Source organism: Halanaerobiales bacterium (assembly GCA_035270125.1).
GTDB lineage: Bacteria > Bacillota > Halanaerobiia > Halanaerobiales > DATFIM01 > DATFIM01.
Genome location: DATFIM010000241.1, coordinates 1 through 15,864, shown reverse-complemented (window position 1 = coordinate 15,864; position 15,864 = coordinate 1). Strand labels below are relative to the sequence as shown.

Annotated in this window: 17 protein-coding genes; 2 read left to right on the top strand and 15 right to left on the bottom strand. The window is 29.8% G+C overall.

The features are described from left to right. The 4 genes from VJ881_11740 to VJ881_11725 all read right to left on the bottom strand — a co-directional run. A partial coding sequence (locus VJ881_11740) for an electron transporter RnfG (GenBank protein ID HKL76728.1) occupies positions 1–191 on the bottom strand: 191 nt, incomplete at its 3' end. Beyond that, the gene (locus VJ881_11735; GenBank protein HKL76727.1) at positions 192–1,103 is read right to left on the bottom strand and encodes an RnfABCDGE type electron transport complex subunit D; all 912 of its coding nucleotides are present in this window, start codon (positions 1,101–1,103) and stop codon (positions 192–194) included. 11 nt (positions 1,104–1,114) lie between these two features. Next, entirely contained in the window at positions 1,115–2,440 is a 1,326-nt protein-coding gene (rsxC, locus tag VJ881_11730; protein HKL76726.1) for an electron transport complex subunit RsxC, read from the bottom strand. 143 nt (positions 2,441–2,583) lie between these two features. Beyond that, the gene (locus tag VJ881_11725) at positions 2,584–3,057 is read right to left on the bottom strand and encodes an SPOR domain-containing protein (GenBank protein ID HKL76725.1); all 474 of its coding nucleotides are present in this window, start codon (positions 3,055–3,057) and stop codon (positions 2,584–2,586) included. Positions 3,058–3,207: 150 nt separating this feature from the next. Here VJ881_11725 and VJ881_11720 point away from each other — a divergent pair, with 150 nt between their 5' ends. Next, complete coding sequence (locus tag VJ881_11720; protein HKL76724.1) at positions 3,208–3,633, top strand: divergent PAP2 family protein; 426 nt, start codon at positions 3,208–3,210, stop codon at positions 3,631–3,633. Here the strand turns inward: VJ881_11720 and VJ881_11715 are convergent. The 6 genes from VJ881_11715 to VJ881_11690 all read right to left on the bottom strand — a co-directional run bounded on the left by VJ881_11715 (position 3,614) and on the right by VJ881_11690 (position 10,745). Next, the gene (locus tag VJ881_11715) at positions 3,614–4,993 is read right to left on the bottom strand and encodes a hypothetical protein (GenBank protein HKL76723.1); all 1,380 of its coding nucleotides are present in this window, start codon (positions 4,991–4,993) and stop codon (positions 3,614–3,616) included. The genes VJ881_11720 and VJ881_11715 overlap by 20 nt on opposite strands. 8 nt (positions 4,994–5,001) lie before the next feature. Then, the gene (locus tag VJ881_11710; GenBank protein HKL76722.1) at positions 5,002–5,361 is read right to left on the bottom strand and encodes a VOC family protein; all 360 of its coding nucleotides are present in this window, start codon (positions 5,359–5,361) and stop codon (positions 5,002–5,004) included. Continuing rightward, the gene (locus VJ881_11705) at positions 5,361–7,544 is read right to left on the bottom strand and encodes a cell division FtsA domain-containing protein (GenBank protein HKL76721.1); all 2,184 of its coding nucleotides are present in this window, start codon (positions 7,542–7,544) and stop codon (positions 5,361–5,363) included. The genes VJ881_11710 and VJ881_11705 overlap by 1 nt, the downstream gene beginning before the upstream one ends. Positions 7,545–7,567: 23 nt before the next feature. Continuing rightward, a complete protein-coding gene (gene tkt / locus VJ881_11700) occupies positions 7,568–9,544 on the bottom strand; it encodes a transketolase (protein ID HKL76720.1) in 1,977 nt (658 codons plus the stop codon). A 2-nt stretch (positions 9,545–9,546) separates the two neighbouring features. Beyond that, positions 9,547–10,437, bottom strand: a complete 891-nt coding sequence (gene hslO / locus VJ881_11695; protein HKL76719.1) for an Hsp33 family molecular chaperone HslO — start codon at positions 10,435–10,437, stop codon at positions 9,547–9,549. A gap of 113 nt (positions 10,438–10,550) precedes the next feature. After that, a complete protein-coding gene (locus tag VJ881_11690) occupies positions 10,551–10,745 on the bottom strand; it encodes a Sir2 family NAD-dependent protein deacetylase (GenBank protein ID HKL76718.1) in 195 nt (64 codons plus the stop codon). A 192-nt stretch (positions 10,746–10,937) separates the two neighbouring features. On the opposite strand from VJ881_11690, the gene VJ881_11685 reads away from it, so the two are divergent. Beyond that, entirely contained in the window at positions 10,938–11,300 is a 363-nt protein-coding gene (locus tag VJ881_11685) for a DUF5320 domain-containing protein (protein ID HKL76717.1), read from the top strand. Positions 11,301–11,612: 312 nt separating this feature from the next. On the opposite strand, the gene VJ881_11680 is transcribed toward VJ881_11685, so the two are convergent. From VJ881_11680 to VJ881_11660, 5 genes are all read right to left on the bottom strand, one after another. Further along, positions 11,613–11,735, bottom strand: coding sequence for a hypothetical protein (locus VJ881_11680; protein ID HKL76716.1), 123 nt, complete (start codon positions 11,733–11,735; stop codon positions 11,613–11,615). A 154-nt stretch (positions 11,736–11,889) separates the two neighbouring features. Next, positions 11,890–13,110: an MFS transporter gene (locus tag VJ881_11675; GenBank protein ID HKL76715.1), complete on the bottom strand. Its 1,221-nt coding sequence runs from the start codon at positions 13,108–13,110 to the stop codon at positions 11,890–11,892. After that, complete coding sequence (gene kdsC, locus VJ881_11670) at positions 13,091–13,624, bottom strand: 3-deoxy-manno-octulosonate-8-phosphatase KdsC (protein HKL76714.1); 534 nt, start codon at positions 13,622–13,624, stop codon at positions 13,091–13,093. Before kdsC ends, VJ881_11675 begins: the two co-directional genes overlap by 20 nt. Continuing rightward, positions 13,617–14,522, bottom strand: a complete 906-nt coding sequence (locus tag VJ881_11665) for a DMT family transporter (protein HKL76713.1) — start codon at positions 14,520–14,522, stop codon at positions 13,617–13,619. The genes kdsC and VJ881_11665 overlap by 8 nt, the downstream gene beginning before the upstream one ends. Positions 14,523–14,547: 25 nt before the next feature. Further along, positions 14,548–15,864 (bottom strand): glycosyl hydrolase family 65 protein (locus VJ881_11660; GenBank protein HKL76712.1); only part of this gene is annotated, 1,317 nt, incomplete at its 5' end.

Below are 15,864 nucleotides of genomic sequence, written 5' to 3'. Positions count from 1 at the left end.
ATTCCATTTTTCGTAACTTCTTCATAACTTTCAGCCTCAGGAACTACTTCAAAAATACCACTTTCACGTGCTTTAGCAGCATGTTTTTCTATATAAGGAGTAGTCCATTCATATACAAATGCCAGACTAAGAGCTGATATAATACCAATTATTGTTAAGGTCATTACTAATTTGCCAATATTTTTATTCATTTAGCTCACCTCTCCTAAACTTCGAGGTCTTGTATAACGATCAATTAATGGTACACCTGTATTCATTAATAAAATTGCATACATAACTCCTTCAGGATAACCACCCCAAAGACGTATGAGTACAACTAATAAACCAACACCGAATCCAAATATCCAGCGTCCCTTTTTCGTAACAGGGCTTGTGACCATATCTGTAGCCATGAAAAAAGCTCCTATCAATAATCCACCTGAAAATAGATGGAAAATAGGATCATGACCAAAAATAACTGTTAATACAACTACTGTTCCTAAAATTCCTACTGGTATCCTCCAATTTATGTAACCTTTATATATCAAATAGGCTGCTCCCAGTAAAATTGCAAGAGCAGAAGTTTCACCTAAACTTCCACCAATATGGCCTATAAATAAATCCCAATAATCAGTTGCTACCCCCTGTGCTTTCATCAAATTAAGTGGTGTAGCAGTTGTTTTACCATCAAATGTCCAGCTGGTCATTAAAACTGGATAAGCTGCCACTAAGAAAGCTCTTCCAACTAATGCTGGATTAAATGGATTATAACCCAGTCCACCAAAGACCTGTTTCCCAAGTCCTATGGCGACTGCACTACCAACAATTACTGTCCAAATCGGTAAACTAGGTGGTACTATTAAAGCTAATAATATTCCTGTTAAAATAGCACTTCCATTAGAAATAGCTATTTTTTTTCCTCTTATTTTTTGAAAAATATATTCTGTAAGTACAGCACCAATAACACTACCCAGTATAAGCAAAATAGCTCGGGTTCTAAAATAATATATTGCAGCTAACATAGCAGGTATCAATGCTTTTATAACTGTCCACATAATTTCATTTAAAGATGTATCATCTTTTATATGTGGTGATGGTGTAATAACTAATTTTTCATTCTTCATAACTATCCCCCTTATTCATCTTCACGCTGCTTAGCAGCAAGTTCTGCCTGTCCAATTTCAATATTTTGCAGTAATGGTCTACTTGATGGACAAATATAAGAACAGGATCCACATTTAATACAATTTTGAATATTAAATTCTTCCATTTTTTCATACATATCATGTTCAGCATATTTAGCTAATTTAACTGGAACCAGTGACATAGGACATGCATCAACACAACGTGCACATCTAATACATGGTTCAGGTTCAGAATATTGTACTTCTTCAGGAGGTAAAACCAATATTCCTGAACTACCTTTTACAATTGGAGTTTCTATACTATGCTGAGCACTTCCAGTCATAGGCCCTCCAACAACAATTTTACCTACATCATCTTTAAATCCACCAGCCTGTTCAATTAGTTCACCAATTTTTGTTCCAATTCTACAAATAAAATTTTGTGGATTTTCAATTCCAGAACCAGTTACAGTTACAGATCTTTTTATTAAAGGCATACCTTTTTTAACAGCATCTGATACTGCAACAGCTGTTGTTACATTATTTACTACTACCCCCACATCAAGTGGTAAACCTCCAACAGGTACTTCTCTATCTAAAGCAGCTTTTATCATCATTTTTTCGCCGCCCTGAGGATACTTAGTTTCAAAAACTTTTACTTCTATATGCTCTTCATCATCTACAGCTTTTTCCATTGCATCAATAGCATCAGGCTTATTTTCCTCAATACCAATAAACCCTTTTTTGACATCTACTGCTTTCATCATTATTTTCATACCATTTAAGACCGAATTAGGTCTTTCAACCATCATTCTGTGGTCTACTGTGAGATATGGTTCACATTCAGCTCCATTTAATACAAAATAATCAACTTCTTTGTCATCTGGAACTGATAATTTAACATGTGTAGGAAACATTGCTCCACCCATACCTGCAATTCCAGCTTCTCTGACAATATTTCTTATTTCATCTGGAGATAAATGTTCATAATTTTCATGCTTATCTAAATTTTCAGCTAACTTATCTTCCTCATCTGCTTCAATAATTACAGAAAGTGTTTTAGCACCTGAAGCAGTTTGAATTTCGGTGATATCTTTTACTTTTCCCGAAACAGAAGCATGAACGGGAGCTGCTACAAAACTATCTGTATCACCTATTTTCTGGCCCATATCAACATGGTCTCCCTTTTCAACTACTGGATTTAATGGAGCACCAATGTGTTGCTGTAAAGGAATAACAACTTCGTTAGGCCTCTTTGCTTCATTTAGGGGTTCCTTATTTGTAAGTTCTTTTTTATAATCAGGATGAATCCCCTGTTTGAATGTTAGAAAACTCATTAATTTCACACCCCTTTGTCAAGTGTATTAAATAACAATAATGAATATTAACCATTATATATTATAACTTATATGACATATAATAACAAGGATAATTAAAGTTGTTTAAATTTACACAAAATAATTTTAATTGAATAATTTTATTAATTATTAATATTTAAAACAAAACCATTATATCCAATTTTTTCAATTTCTTTTTTAATAGTTTCAGCCCCTTTTTTTTCAGAAGAAGGACCTACTCTAACTTTGTGAGGTTTGTTTTCAGTTATTAAAACTTCATAACCATGGTTTTCTAATTCTTTTTTTAATTTTTGGGCATTATTATAATTATTAAAAGCTCCTACCTGGACTGCATAACTTGCTTTAGAAAATGTGTCTGTCGTTACTTTCCCATTTTGATCTTTAATAGTTGTTACTGTATCTGTTTTTTCATCAATATTAACTTCTTTTTTCTCTTCCTCTTGATTTACTTCTTGTTTAGAAATTTCATTACTTTGTTCTGGATTTTCAAAAGCCATTCTAATCATCCAATTACCTAAAAAATAACCAACAAATATAGTTATTATTGCAAAAACTATAACTATAACTGTCAGAGAGAAATTATTTTTATTAGCCATATATCTCCCCTCCTGGATTTAAATTAATTTCATAAATAAAATAATATAATTAACACTTGCAGTTAAAGCCTAAATTTTATAAAATAAAGTAAGATGAATTATAAATTTATTTTTCTATTTTAGTAATATATAAAATTAAAGGTGATAAAAATGTCAATTTTAAATATATCTTTATTTTCACTTTTTATGGCTCAGTTTATGAAAATATTTACAGAAAGACCTTTTGATTTTAGACGAATAGTAGGTTCTGGTGGTATGCCAAGCTCTCATGCTTCATTTGTTTCTACTTTAAGTACAATGGTTGCCTTAAAATATGGTTTTGATTCTGACCTTTTTGCAATTGTTACTGTATTTTCTCTAATAATAATCTATGATGCAAGTGGAGTAAGAAGATCTGTAGGAAAACAGGCAAATGTCTTAAATCATCTTATTAAAAATCTCGATATAGAACATATAAATAAAAAACCTAATAAAATAAAAGCTGATTTAAAAGAGCTGGTAGGCCATACCCCTTTTGAAGTCCTAGCAGGAGCAGGACTTGGAATAATCATTGCTCTCACCTATTATTATCTTTAGTAAAATTTAAATTATTTAGGTAAAATATTGCCTCAGATTTTGTAGTTATTTTACCTAAAGCCTGTTGTTTTTTTATTTTTTTTAGATATTCACCAACTAAAGGTCCTTCTCTAATGTTTAAAACCTCAATTATTTCTTCACCAGTTAATAATGGATTTTTAATTGCCTTAATCATAATATCATATCTATTTAATAACTTATTTATAAAATGCAAAAACTCAGAAGCTTCGTTACCATCTTCTTCTAATCTTTTAATACTTACATAATCTAAGGCAGCCAAAAATAAAATATCTTTGGCAAAATCCCTAACTTTTTCAAAAAAATCATATATCTTACTATCGTTTAAATTTTTATCATTGTATAAAGAAAAAACTTTACTATGATATTTTATTATCATATTGATATATTTAATTTCCCAATTGCTAAATTTTAGATTTCTAAATATTTCTTCAATCCTTTTATTATTTTCAGAAATTTTTTTATTGTTAATTATATTATTATATTCATGAAATATTATAGCAAATTTTAACATCGCTATATTATCTTTTTTGGGTAAATAATTTATTACTTGTTTTTGAAAAAACTCATTATTCAAATTTAACATATCAAGAACATGTTCCCAACTATTAATTTTACTGGAGAAACCATAATCATTATTCTTTAATATTTTTACAGCTGGAAAAATAACAGAAAATATTTCAACTCTATCTTCCATATAATTTACTAATTCAGTAGTATTTGATGATTCAAATATTTTTATTAATTCATATCTTATTCTTTCAGGCGCAGTTTTTTTTATTAATTTTCTATTTTTATAAATTAATTTTTCAGTATTTTTTTCAATATCAAAATTTAATATTGCTTTAAATCGGATTCCCCTTAAAAGTCTAATTGGATCATCTTCAAAAGATTTTAATTTTACAACTCTTATTAACGAATTTTTAATATCGATTATTCCCTGGTAGGGATCAAAAATTATTTTTTGATTTATATTGTTTTTTTTATTAGCATTTTTTATTTTGCTAAAATTATGATGGTGAATTGCCATAGCATTTATAGTAAAATCTCTTTTTGCTAAATCTTTTTTGATACTATCTCCTCTTAAAGCTGTAAAATCATAATCAATATTATTTTTGACAACTCTATAAATTTTATTTTTTTCATCCAACTCAAGCTGAGTGCCAGAAATAGTCTCAGAAAACTCAATGCTTATTTTCTCAACATCATCTTTTATAGCAAAATCATAATCATTTATTTCATTTCCTAAAATAATATCTCTTACTGCTCCCCCAGTTAAATATATTTCTGTATTATATTTATTGGCTAATTTTTTTATTTTATCTAAAATATTAACCATCATAATCAACCTCAATCAAGAAATTTTTGTATCTCTAGAGTATATCCATTTGGATCTTTAGCAAAAAATTGATAAATGTTAAATTTTTTATTTTTTTTAGGATGAGTTGTTAATTCAATTCCATCCATATTATTAAATTTGTCATATATTTCATCAACATTTTCAGTCAAAAAAGTTATGATTGGAGATTTATTTTTAGTTAAAACTTCCATATGTTCACAAAAAGCTATCATACCTGCTCCAGGAATTTTATATATTTTACATTTACCCTGATCTTTATATATATCTAAATCAAAATATTTTTTATAAAATTGATCTGTCTTTTCAAGATCATTAGTTCCAAAGAAACTAATACTACCTTCCCATTTCATTAAATCTCCTCCTTTTGCCTTTTCTTCAATTTCATTTTTATATTATCTCCAGAATTAACTATATCATTATAATTTCCTCTTTCTCCATTAATAACTAATTCCATATTTTCTTTAAGTGAATCAGAAATATTGTAATTTATATATTTAAATAATCTATTAACAGTCATTCCTTTTTTTTGTATCTTTATTCTATCGCCATCTTTAATTTCAAAATCTTTATCTACTTTTTTATCATTACATTTGATAATTTGATTATCAGCTGGTATTTCAAGTTCACTTCCATTAAATACAAGATTTATAGTTTTTTCTTTCTTCTCTAAATCCATTTCATTTAATAAATTTTCAATTGTATCAATTTCATTTTCTTTTTCTATTAACTTTATATCTAAATCATTTTGCATTTTATCATTTAATTCCAAATCTGAATTTGTTATCTCTGCAAAATATCTAGTCTTAGGAACTCTTACTTTATTATTATTAAAATAATAGACTTTAACTTGATCTGAAATCATTTTTGAAGGTATTTCCAGTAATTGAGCTAATCCATCTTTAACTGTCTCTATTTTTTTAAATTCAATCTCAGCTCCGTCCTTTACCTCAGTATTCAGTGAAACCTGTTTCCCATTTTGAAAAATTTTTGGTTTTAGAGTAGTTTTATTATTATTAATAGTGATTTTATATTCTTTTAAATACTTTTTATTTATAATATCCTTGATTTTGGCTTTTGCATCTTTTCCTTTTTTAGCTTTTTTGAATTTTATTATATCCCCAGTAGAAATCTCATCTTCTAGGTCAGCCTCATTACCATTTAAAAACAATTCTGCACTTTTCCCAAAGCTTCCTTTGATAGATTTCAAATTTCCATTTAGAGTATAAGTTAAACCCATTCCCGGTTCTGCCTGTAAACTTTTAATATCTATTTCTGCAGTTAATAAGGCATCAGAAACTGTAGGAGTATTTAAACTGAATATTTGAAAATTATTTCCATTAACTTCAACTTCTACAAAAACAGCTTCAGATTTACTTTCATTGGCTGTTACTGCTATCCCAATTGGAGTTAAACTCTGAGTACCGGCTATATTTTCTACATCACCCTTAACTTTTTCTAAATTATTACCATCCCTAATACCAATTCTTTCTTTTGGAATATCCATTTCTTTTTCTAGTTCTTCTTCTAAAAAAGGAGTTAAACTACCTCCTCCAATACAAATTAAAGCCTGAGGACTTTTCTGGTTAATTTCCTGTATTTTCTCCCCAATTAGTTTAACCATTTTTTCTACCTGAGGTTTTATAGAATTCAGAGCATTTTTACTTTCTATTTTTATTTTACTTCCAAGAATATTTCTACTTTCAAGATAATCATTTTCTGTTAATTTTCTTTTGACATTTTCTGCTAATTGATATTCCATCATATATTCTTCAGCAATACTTTCAGTAACTTCATCTCCTGCTACAGGAACCATAGCATATCCAATCATAGATCCACCTTTGGTAACAGCAATATCTGAAGTTCCAGCCCCAATATCTATTAAAGCTAAATTAAAATTATACATTTCTTTTGGTATAACCATGCTGGCTGCAGCAATAGGCTCTAAAGTAAGATGTTCTACCTCAAGATCACATCTTTTAATAACTGAAAGAAGGGAATCAATAACCACCTGAGGGAGAAAGGTGGTTATTAATTTAGCTTTAATTTGCTTTCCTTTATGACCTTCCAGATCTTTTAAAAAAATATCATCTAAATAATATTCAACAACACTATAACCAACAAAATGATAATCACCAGCACTGTTTTTTGGATTATTATCAGCTAATTTTTTTTGAGCTTTTTGTATACCGGCATATTCTAATTTTTGAATATCATTAGCATCAATATATTTTTTATTTTCAAAAACTAATTCTGAATCAATAGTAACAGTTTCTAGAGCTCTACCAGCGGCAGCAATTGATGTCTTTTTTAAATTTATATTTAATTTTTCTTCAAGACGATTCTTTATTTTTTGTACAATTTTGCTGACTTCAATTACATTATGAATTTGACCATCAAGCATCGCTCTTTTATCATGTTCAATCACTTCTGAAGCCAAAATATTATAGCCGTCTTTATTTTCTTCCAAAATTAAGCCAATTACAGTTCTGGTTCCTATATCTAAAGCAAAAGTAATATCATTATAATTTTTCACTAAAAATCTCCCCCAATTCTCTTTTAAAGTTTATCTTTAATATCTTTAGCTATTTTTTCTGCTTTAAATCCGTAATGTTCTCCAACTTGCTGACCTGGCGCACTTTCACCAAAATCTTCTACACTAACAAGATGGTGATTATCACCTAAGAATTGATACCAACCCTGGCCAACACCTGCTTCCAAAGCAACTCTTAATACATCAGGTGAACCTAAAATCCCATTAATATATTTCTGATCATTTTCTGCAAATTTTGTTCTATCCGGAATAGAAACTACTCTACATTTAATATCATCTTCAGTTAATAATTCGGCAGTTTCAACTGCAAGTGATACTTCACTTCCACTGGCCATTAAAACTACATCTACATCATCTTCAACACTTCCACTGACAATATAACCACCTTTTTCAAATCCATTTATTCCATTTTCCTTCTCAAGATGTGGTAAATTCTGTCTTGTGAAAACTAAAGCAGTAGGTCCATTCTTTCTATTTAATGCTTCATACCATGCTTCTTTAGTTTCATCATCATCAGCAGGTCTAATAACTTTTAGATTGGGAATTAATCTTAATGATTCAACATGTTCAACCGGTTGATGTGTAGGTCCATCTTCCCCAATATAAATAGAATCATGAGTGAAAACATAAATTACAGGTAAACCCATAAGAGCAGCAAGTCTCATAGCAGGTCTCATATAGTCTGTAAATACTAAAAATGTTGCTGCAAAAGGTCTAAATCCACCATGAGCAGCTATTCCATTTGCTATTGCTCCCATTGCATGTTCTCTTACACCAAATCTAATATTTTTTCCAGCAAAATTATCTTTTTGAATTTCTCCATATTTAGATAGATAAGTTTTATTGGAAGGAGCTAAATCAGCAGAACCACCAATCAGATAAGGTACTTCATCTGCTATTTTTCGTAAAGTTGCTCCACTTGATTTACGAGTAGCAATTGGTGAATCAATATCTATATCATTGATTTTTTTCTTTAAATCCTCAGGAAGTTCTAATTTAGCTGCATTATCCCATTCTTTTTTAAGTTCAGGATTTTTATTACTCCATTTTTCAAAAGTTTCTACCCATTTTTTTCTTTTATTTTTAAGTTCTTTTTTTCTTTTAGCAAAAAATTCTTTAACATCTTCAGATATATAAAACTTTTTATCAACTGGTAAACCAATGTTTTTCTTCAAACCTTTAATTTCTTCTTCCCCTAATGGAGCACCATGAGCGTCACTTGTACCTTCTTTTTGAGGAGAATGTTTGGCAATACTGGTTTGAGCCATAATTAAGGTTGGTTTATCAGTTTGTTTAGCTTTTTTAATAGCTTTTCTTAGTTCATCAAGATCATTGCCATCTACATCTTCTATAACATGCCAGTTATATGCTTTATAACGATCAGCAACAGATTCAGTGAAAGCAAGATCTGTACTTCCTTCTATAGAAATTTCATTGTCATCATAAATAACTATCAATTTTTCTAGTTCTAAATGACCGGCCAGCGAGGATGCCTCAGAACTTATCCCTTCCATCATACAGCCATCACCAGCTAAAACATAAGTATAATGATCAATGACTTTTTCATCTTTAGTATTATATTTTTCAGCCATCATCTTTTCAGCTATAGCCATCCCTACTCCATTACCTATTCCCTGACCAAGTGGTCCAGTAGTAGTTTCCACTCCTGGAGTTTCACTATATTCAGGATGACCTGGAGTTTTGGACCCTAACTGTCTAAAGTTTTTAAGATCTTCTAAACTCAAATCATAACCTGATAAATGTAATAAAGAATATAATAACATAGAACCATGACCTGCCGAAAGTACAAATCTATCTCTATCAACCCATTCCGGCTTATCTGGATCAAAATCCATAATTTCTCCAAAAAGTAGACTACCTATTTCTGCACATCCTATAGGCATTCCCGGATGACCGGAATTAGCTTTTTCAACTCCATCAGCAGATAAACCTCTTACTATATTTGCAGTTTCTTTTAACAAAATTATCCCTCCTGTTTATTATTATTATTTTTAATAGCTTCTTCAACATCTTTTTCATTAAATTCATATTTGCTATTACAAAAATGACATTTTATTTCAACTTTACCTTCTTCATTAAGCGTTTCTCTAAGCTCTTCTTCTCCTAAAGATATCATAACTCCTTTTACCTGTTCACGATTACAACTACATTTATATTTAACATCTTTTTCAGCCATAACTCTATAATCAAAACCTTCAAGAAGAATATCCAAAAGATCTTCAGGACTTCTTCCTTCTTCAATTAAACGACTTAAAGAATTTATTTTACCAATATTATTTTCCAATTTATCAATAGTTTCATCAGAAGCTTCAGGTAATAATTGGATTAAAAAACCACCTGCTGCTTTTACACTTTGATCTTTATCTACTAATACACCAACTCCTACAGAAGAAGGAGTTTGTTCAGACTTAGTAAAATAATAACTTAAGTCATCTCCAATTTCTCCAGAAATTAATTTTACTTTACCTTCATAAGGTTCTTTCATAAAATAATTTTTCCTAACTACCAGCTCACCTTTACCAATTGCTGAAGCTACATCTAACTTTTTTGACTTGGTAAGTTTGAGTGGAAGCTTTGGATTGGAAACATAACCTCTAACTTCACCCTGTTGATTTGCTTCAACTAATATCTTTTTTATTGGTCCATTTCCTCTTATACTAAGACTAGTTTCTTCACCTGATTTAACAAGCGAACCCATCAAAAGGGCTCCAGACATTACTCTGCCTAAAGCGGCAGTAGCCAGGGGAGTTGTATTATGAATTTTTCTAGCTTCTTCTACAGTATCAGTTGAGTTTACTGCAAGAGCTCTGATTTCTTTATTAGTAGTTATTGCTCTGATTAAATAATCTTTCATCAAATCACCTCTATTATATTATTCTATTTAACTTTTGCATCACCTTTGTTGCTTTACCTTCTAGAAATATATCTGTTATATTATTAGTATAATTTGAAGGTTTAATGTTAACTTCAATTATTTTGGCCCCTTTTGCACTGGCTTCTTGAGGAAGCAAGGAAGCGGGCATGATCATATTTATTCCAGACACCATTTTCGCCTCTAAATGGTGGAATACCACTTTCAACGGAAATTCCAGCTCCAGTAAATACTGTAACATGACTGGAATCATTTATAATTTCCGTTGCTTTAACAAATTTTTCATCCATTTAAGACCACTCCTAAATGATTATAAGTATCCTATTATCAATTGTAATTTTATTATAATTATGATGATATGTAAAGGAGAGTAATCTATAAAAAATAAAAAATATAAATTATTCTTGACATTCGTTCATAATTGATTTATAATATATATAAGAAATAAAGATAAACACAAATATTAAAAGGAGATGATAGTTATGCCAAGAGGAGATAGAACAGGACCTGATGGATATGGACCAATGACTGGACGTGGAATGGGTTATTGTGCTGGAAATAATAGACCTGGTTATATGGAAGCTGGCCCAGGAATGGGAGCAGCACATGGCTTTGGAAGAGGTCGCGGGCCTGGTAGAGGATTTGGTCGTGGATTTGGTAGAGGTTATAGAAATTTTGCAGGTTATGGACCGGCAAATGCTCCTGCAAATCAGCCAGCTAATTCACCCCAAACTGAAGCTGCAAAAGAAGATGAAAAAAATTATCTTAAAAATGTAGCTAAAAATCTAGAAAATGAATTAGAAGCCATACAACAAAGACTCGATGAACTTGAAGATAACGAATAAATTAAAAAAACTCCCTTGCTGGTTTCCTTTTAACCAGCCAAGGGAGTTATTTATAATCATCCTTATGCTTCTTCTCCAATTTAACTCTACTCTCTCTACTCAAAGCATTTTTCCTTATCCACATTTTAATTACTACCTACCTTCTTCTTTGGATTTTATTTTAACTCAAGTTAAATAGATCTAACATCCATTAAAGATTTTCTCTTTGATTGATCAAATTTAGTTTCTACTCTTTGAAAATTAACATCTATAGAGGTTACATTTTCAAAACTATTTCTAATCTTACTCATTAAAACACCTCCGACATATTTATTACATGAATGACATATTATACATTTCTCTTCTTACTTTTTCTTCATTTCTCTCCTGCATTTCTTTTTTATAATTTTTATCTTCAATTGCAAGGAATTTTTCAAAACTATCTTTAATTCTCATTATTTCCACCTCCTTCAATAACTTAGATATATTATAATATAATAACCTAAATGATAATAGTTACTATTTAACAATTTTATTTTCCTTAACATAGTATAAAGATAAATCCACCTCTTGTCAAGGTGGAATTGAAAAGTCTTAATATTTTATTTATTTATTTATATTTTTTGAAAAAATGAAGAAAGAAAAGACTGGCTGTTGTATAAAGAATAGCTGTAATTACAAAAGGCATTATATACATTTGACTTCCAAGAAATATTCCACTAAAAAATGACCCAATACCCCTCCCAATTCTTCGTATTGACCTCATAATACTACTGGCATTTGCCTGTTCCTTTTCTGGTACTACTTCCATTGAAAAATTTCTAATAACTGGGTTTACCATATTCATAAAAGTCATTCTTAAAGCAAAAGCGGTACCTACAATATATATATTTCCAGCAAGAGCAATCATCATTAAGAAAAAAATTGAAATCATCTGAGGAATAAAAATTGTTTTAATTCGACCTAAATATGTAATTAAAAATGGTGTTGCCAATGAACCAAAAGCTGTAACTGTATTAGCCAGGGCCATAATTAATCCTATCTGACTATCACTAGCTGCAAGCTTATTATGTAAAAATATATTAAAAAGAGGTACTATCATTCCTGCTCCTATCCCAATAAAAACACTGTAGACCATTAATTTTTTAATACTTCCATCTTCAATAACAAAATCTTTCACTCTTAAAATAAGTTCTGATATATCTTCTTTTTGAATTATTTTTTTCTGCTCCAGAAAAAACAAAGGTATTAAACCAATAGATGTAAGAGCTACTATAATAAATATAGCAATCTTATAGGCCATTACTGCTTCAAAACTATTTTTTAATAAATCTACTATAAATCCAAATGAAGATTTACCAATCATACCTGTGATCATAATCATAGCAAAATTTAAACCAAACAGGTGAGATCTTTCTTCCGGACTACTATTTTTTACTAAAAACGGAGCAGTAACAACCCCAACAACCATACTTGCTGCTCCCCAAAGTACATTAAATACAATTAATGAGTTTTTACCTTCGGCAAGTGCTATCCCGCTTATAGAAAAAATAGCTAAAAACACCGAAAATAATAATGTTTTTTTAAATCCAATTCTTGCTGCCAGAATTGCTGAAGGAATTGCTATTATACCTGCAACTATAAAACGTGCTGAAGAAATACTACCAATAAATTGTTCTGAATAACCTAAAGTTTGTACATAAAGATTAAATAAAACTCTTAATCCTCCTCTGGCTAGAAAAACAAAAAAACAGCTAAGTAAAAATAACTTGCTGTTTTTGGTAGCATAAGCTAAATTTTTCTTATAACTGTCAATCCCTTTCCGTATCAAAAACCTCACCACCATTAAAATCACTTTGTATATTTAAAATCAATTCTGCTGCTTCTCTGACAGCACCTTTTCCACCAGATTTTTCAGTTATATAATCTACATTTTCCTTAACCTTATCAACTCCATTACTTACTGTAAAAGATAATCCCACTTCATTTAATACTGGAAGGTCATTTAAATCATCTCCAATATAAGAAACTTCATTAGAGTTTAGAGAATATTTATCTAACAAATTATTAAATGTTTTTATTTTATCATCTATTCCCTGATAAACTTCTTTTATATCTAATTCTTCAGCCCTGTTTTCTACTATTTTTGAACTTCTCCCTGTAATAATAGCAACCTTTATATCATTTTTTTGTAATAATTTAATTCCCATCCCATCTTGAGAATTAAATGATTTAAACTCTTCTCCATTATTTCCAAGAATTAAACTTCCATCTGTTAATACACCATCAACATCAGTAATAAATAATTTTATTTTCAGTGCTTTTTTTATAATACTCTTATTCATTAATTATTACTTCTCCTTCCTCAACTTTTGAGTCAGTTTTTCCTTTTCTAGTTACTGATAAATAAATTCCACCTAAAATAAATGAACCTCCAATTAAAGTTACCATTGTTATACCCTCACCCAAAATCCACCAAGCTAAAATTGTTGTAAAAATAGGCTCACCTAAAATAGAAAGTGAAACTATAGTAGTAGGTACAAAACGTACTGAATAATTTAAAACAGAATGACCAATTAAGGTAGGCCCTAAAGCCAGTCCTAGGAAATACAAATAATTGATTTGTCCATATCCTTGAAATGGCAGTCCTCTTATCAATACAAATAAACCTAAAAAAAGTGCTGCATAAGTATATACTATGTAAATATAAGGGAAATAATCAACCTTTCTTCGCAAACTTCTTCCAATAAATAAATACAAAGCAGCAAAAACAGAGGCAGCTAAAGCAAGTAAATCTCCCCAAATTTTAGAAAAGAGCATATTTATATCGCCCATACTAATAATAATACTACCAACTAAAGCAAAAATAACACCTATTACTACTCCCTGACGCAGATCTTCTTTTGCAAATAAAAATTCCAACAAAAGAGTAAATAAAGGCTGCATTGCAACAAAAATTACTGCATTAGCCACATTAGTATATTCAAAAGCTGTAATCCAGAGTATAAAATGAATAGCTAAAAAGAAACCTACTATTACAGGTCTATAATCTAAAAATAGCTTTGCCTTTTCTCTATATTTAACTAAAAATATTGGAGTTAATATCAGGGCACTAAAAAACATTCTATAAAAAGCAATTATCATTGGTGGTGCATCTGCAAGATTAATTAAAATTGCAGCAAATGATATTATAAATATTCCAGCAGCCAGCATAAAATAGATTTTCTTTTCTGATTCCTTCATTTTAAAAACTCCTCATTTTTTATAATTAATCTTTTAAAGGTACAGTAATATTTTTTTCTTGAGAAATTAGAAGATCTTCATTTAAATGCTTTATAGATAAATCTTCACCTTCCAACAAAGTATAATGGGCACCATCTTCATCTATTTCTATTAAAATCTCACGTCCTTTAAATTTGATTGTAAATTTATATCTATCCCACTTTTCAGGTAAATAAGGATTAAAATGTAAAACTCCTTTATAATTTCTCATACCTGCAAAACCATAAACCATAGTCATCCAGGCACTTCCCATCCCTGCAGTATGAACACCCTGATAGGTGTTTTCATTATAATTATCAAGATCAAGACGGGCTATTTGATTAAAATAATTGTAGGCATCGTCATAATATCCTATTTCTGCAGCTATTATACTATAAACTGCCGGTGATAATGAAGAATCATGGGTAGTTTTAGGTTCATAATAGTCGTAATTAGCTCTCTTTTGTTCAAGACTAAATTCATTTCCCAAAAGTAACATAAGTAAAATAACATCTGCCTGTTTTATCACCTGATATCTCCAGATAGTCAAAGGATGCCAATTATCAACAAGTGGTAATTCCTCATCTGGTATATTATCTAAATTTATTGGATTTTTATAGATAAATGAATCATCCTGAGGATTAATACCCAATTTTTCATTATAAGGAAGATAAATATTTGCTGAAGCTTTTTCCCAATTAAATAATTCGCTTTCTTTTAAATCTACTTTTTTCTTTAATTCAGTATATAAATCAGGAACCTCTTCCTGCATTTCTTTTACTATATTAACTGCATATTCTAAATTGAATTTTGCCATATAATTATTATAACAATTATTATTTACACCTGGTTTATATTCATCAGGACCACAAACTTCATTAAAACAAAAAGCACCATCACGGATATCGATATAACTGCCTAAACTGTACCACATTCTGGCAGTTTCTACTAGTATTTCTGCTCCAGCTTTATATAAAAATTGATAATCATCAGTTGCTGTAACATATTGATAAATAGCATAAGCAATATCAGCATCTATATGATATTGTACAGTTGAACCCATAAAAAAGCCAGAAGCCTCATAGCCATTTATAGTTCGCCAGGGATAAAGAGCTCCATCTAACTTAACTCTCTTAGCATTTATCCGGGCTTTATCTAAAATATTATAACGATATACCAGTAATTTTTTTGCCAGTTCAGGTCTATTATATAAATAAAAAGGTACAATATACGTTTCTGTATCCCAAAAATAATGCCCTTCATAAAATTCACCTGTCAATCCTTTTGCTGGTACATTACTAAAACCATCTCTTCCTGTAGATTG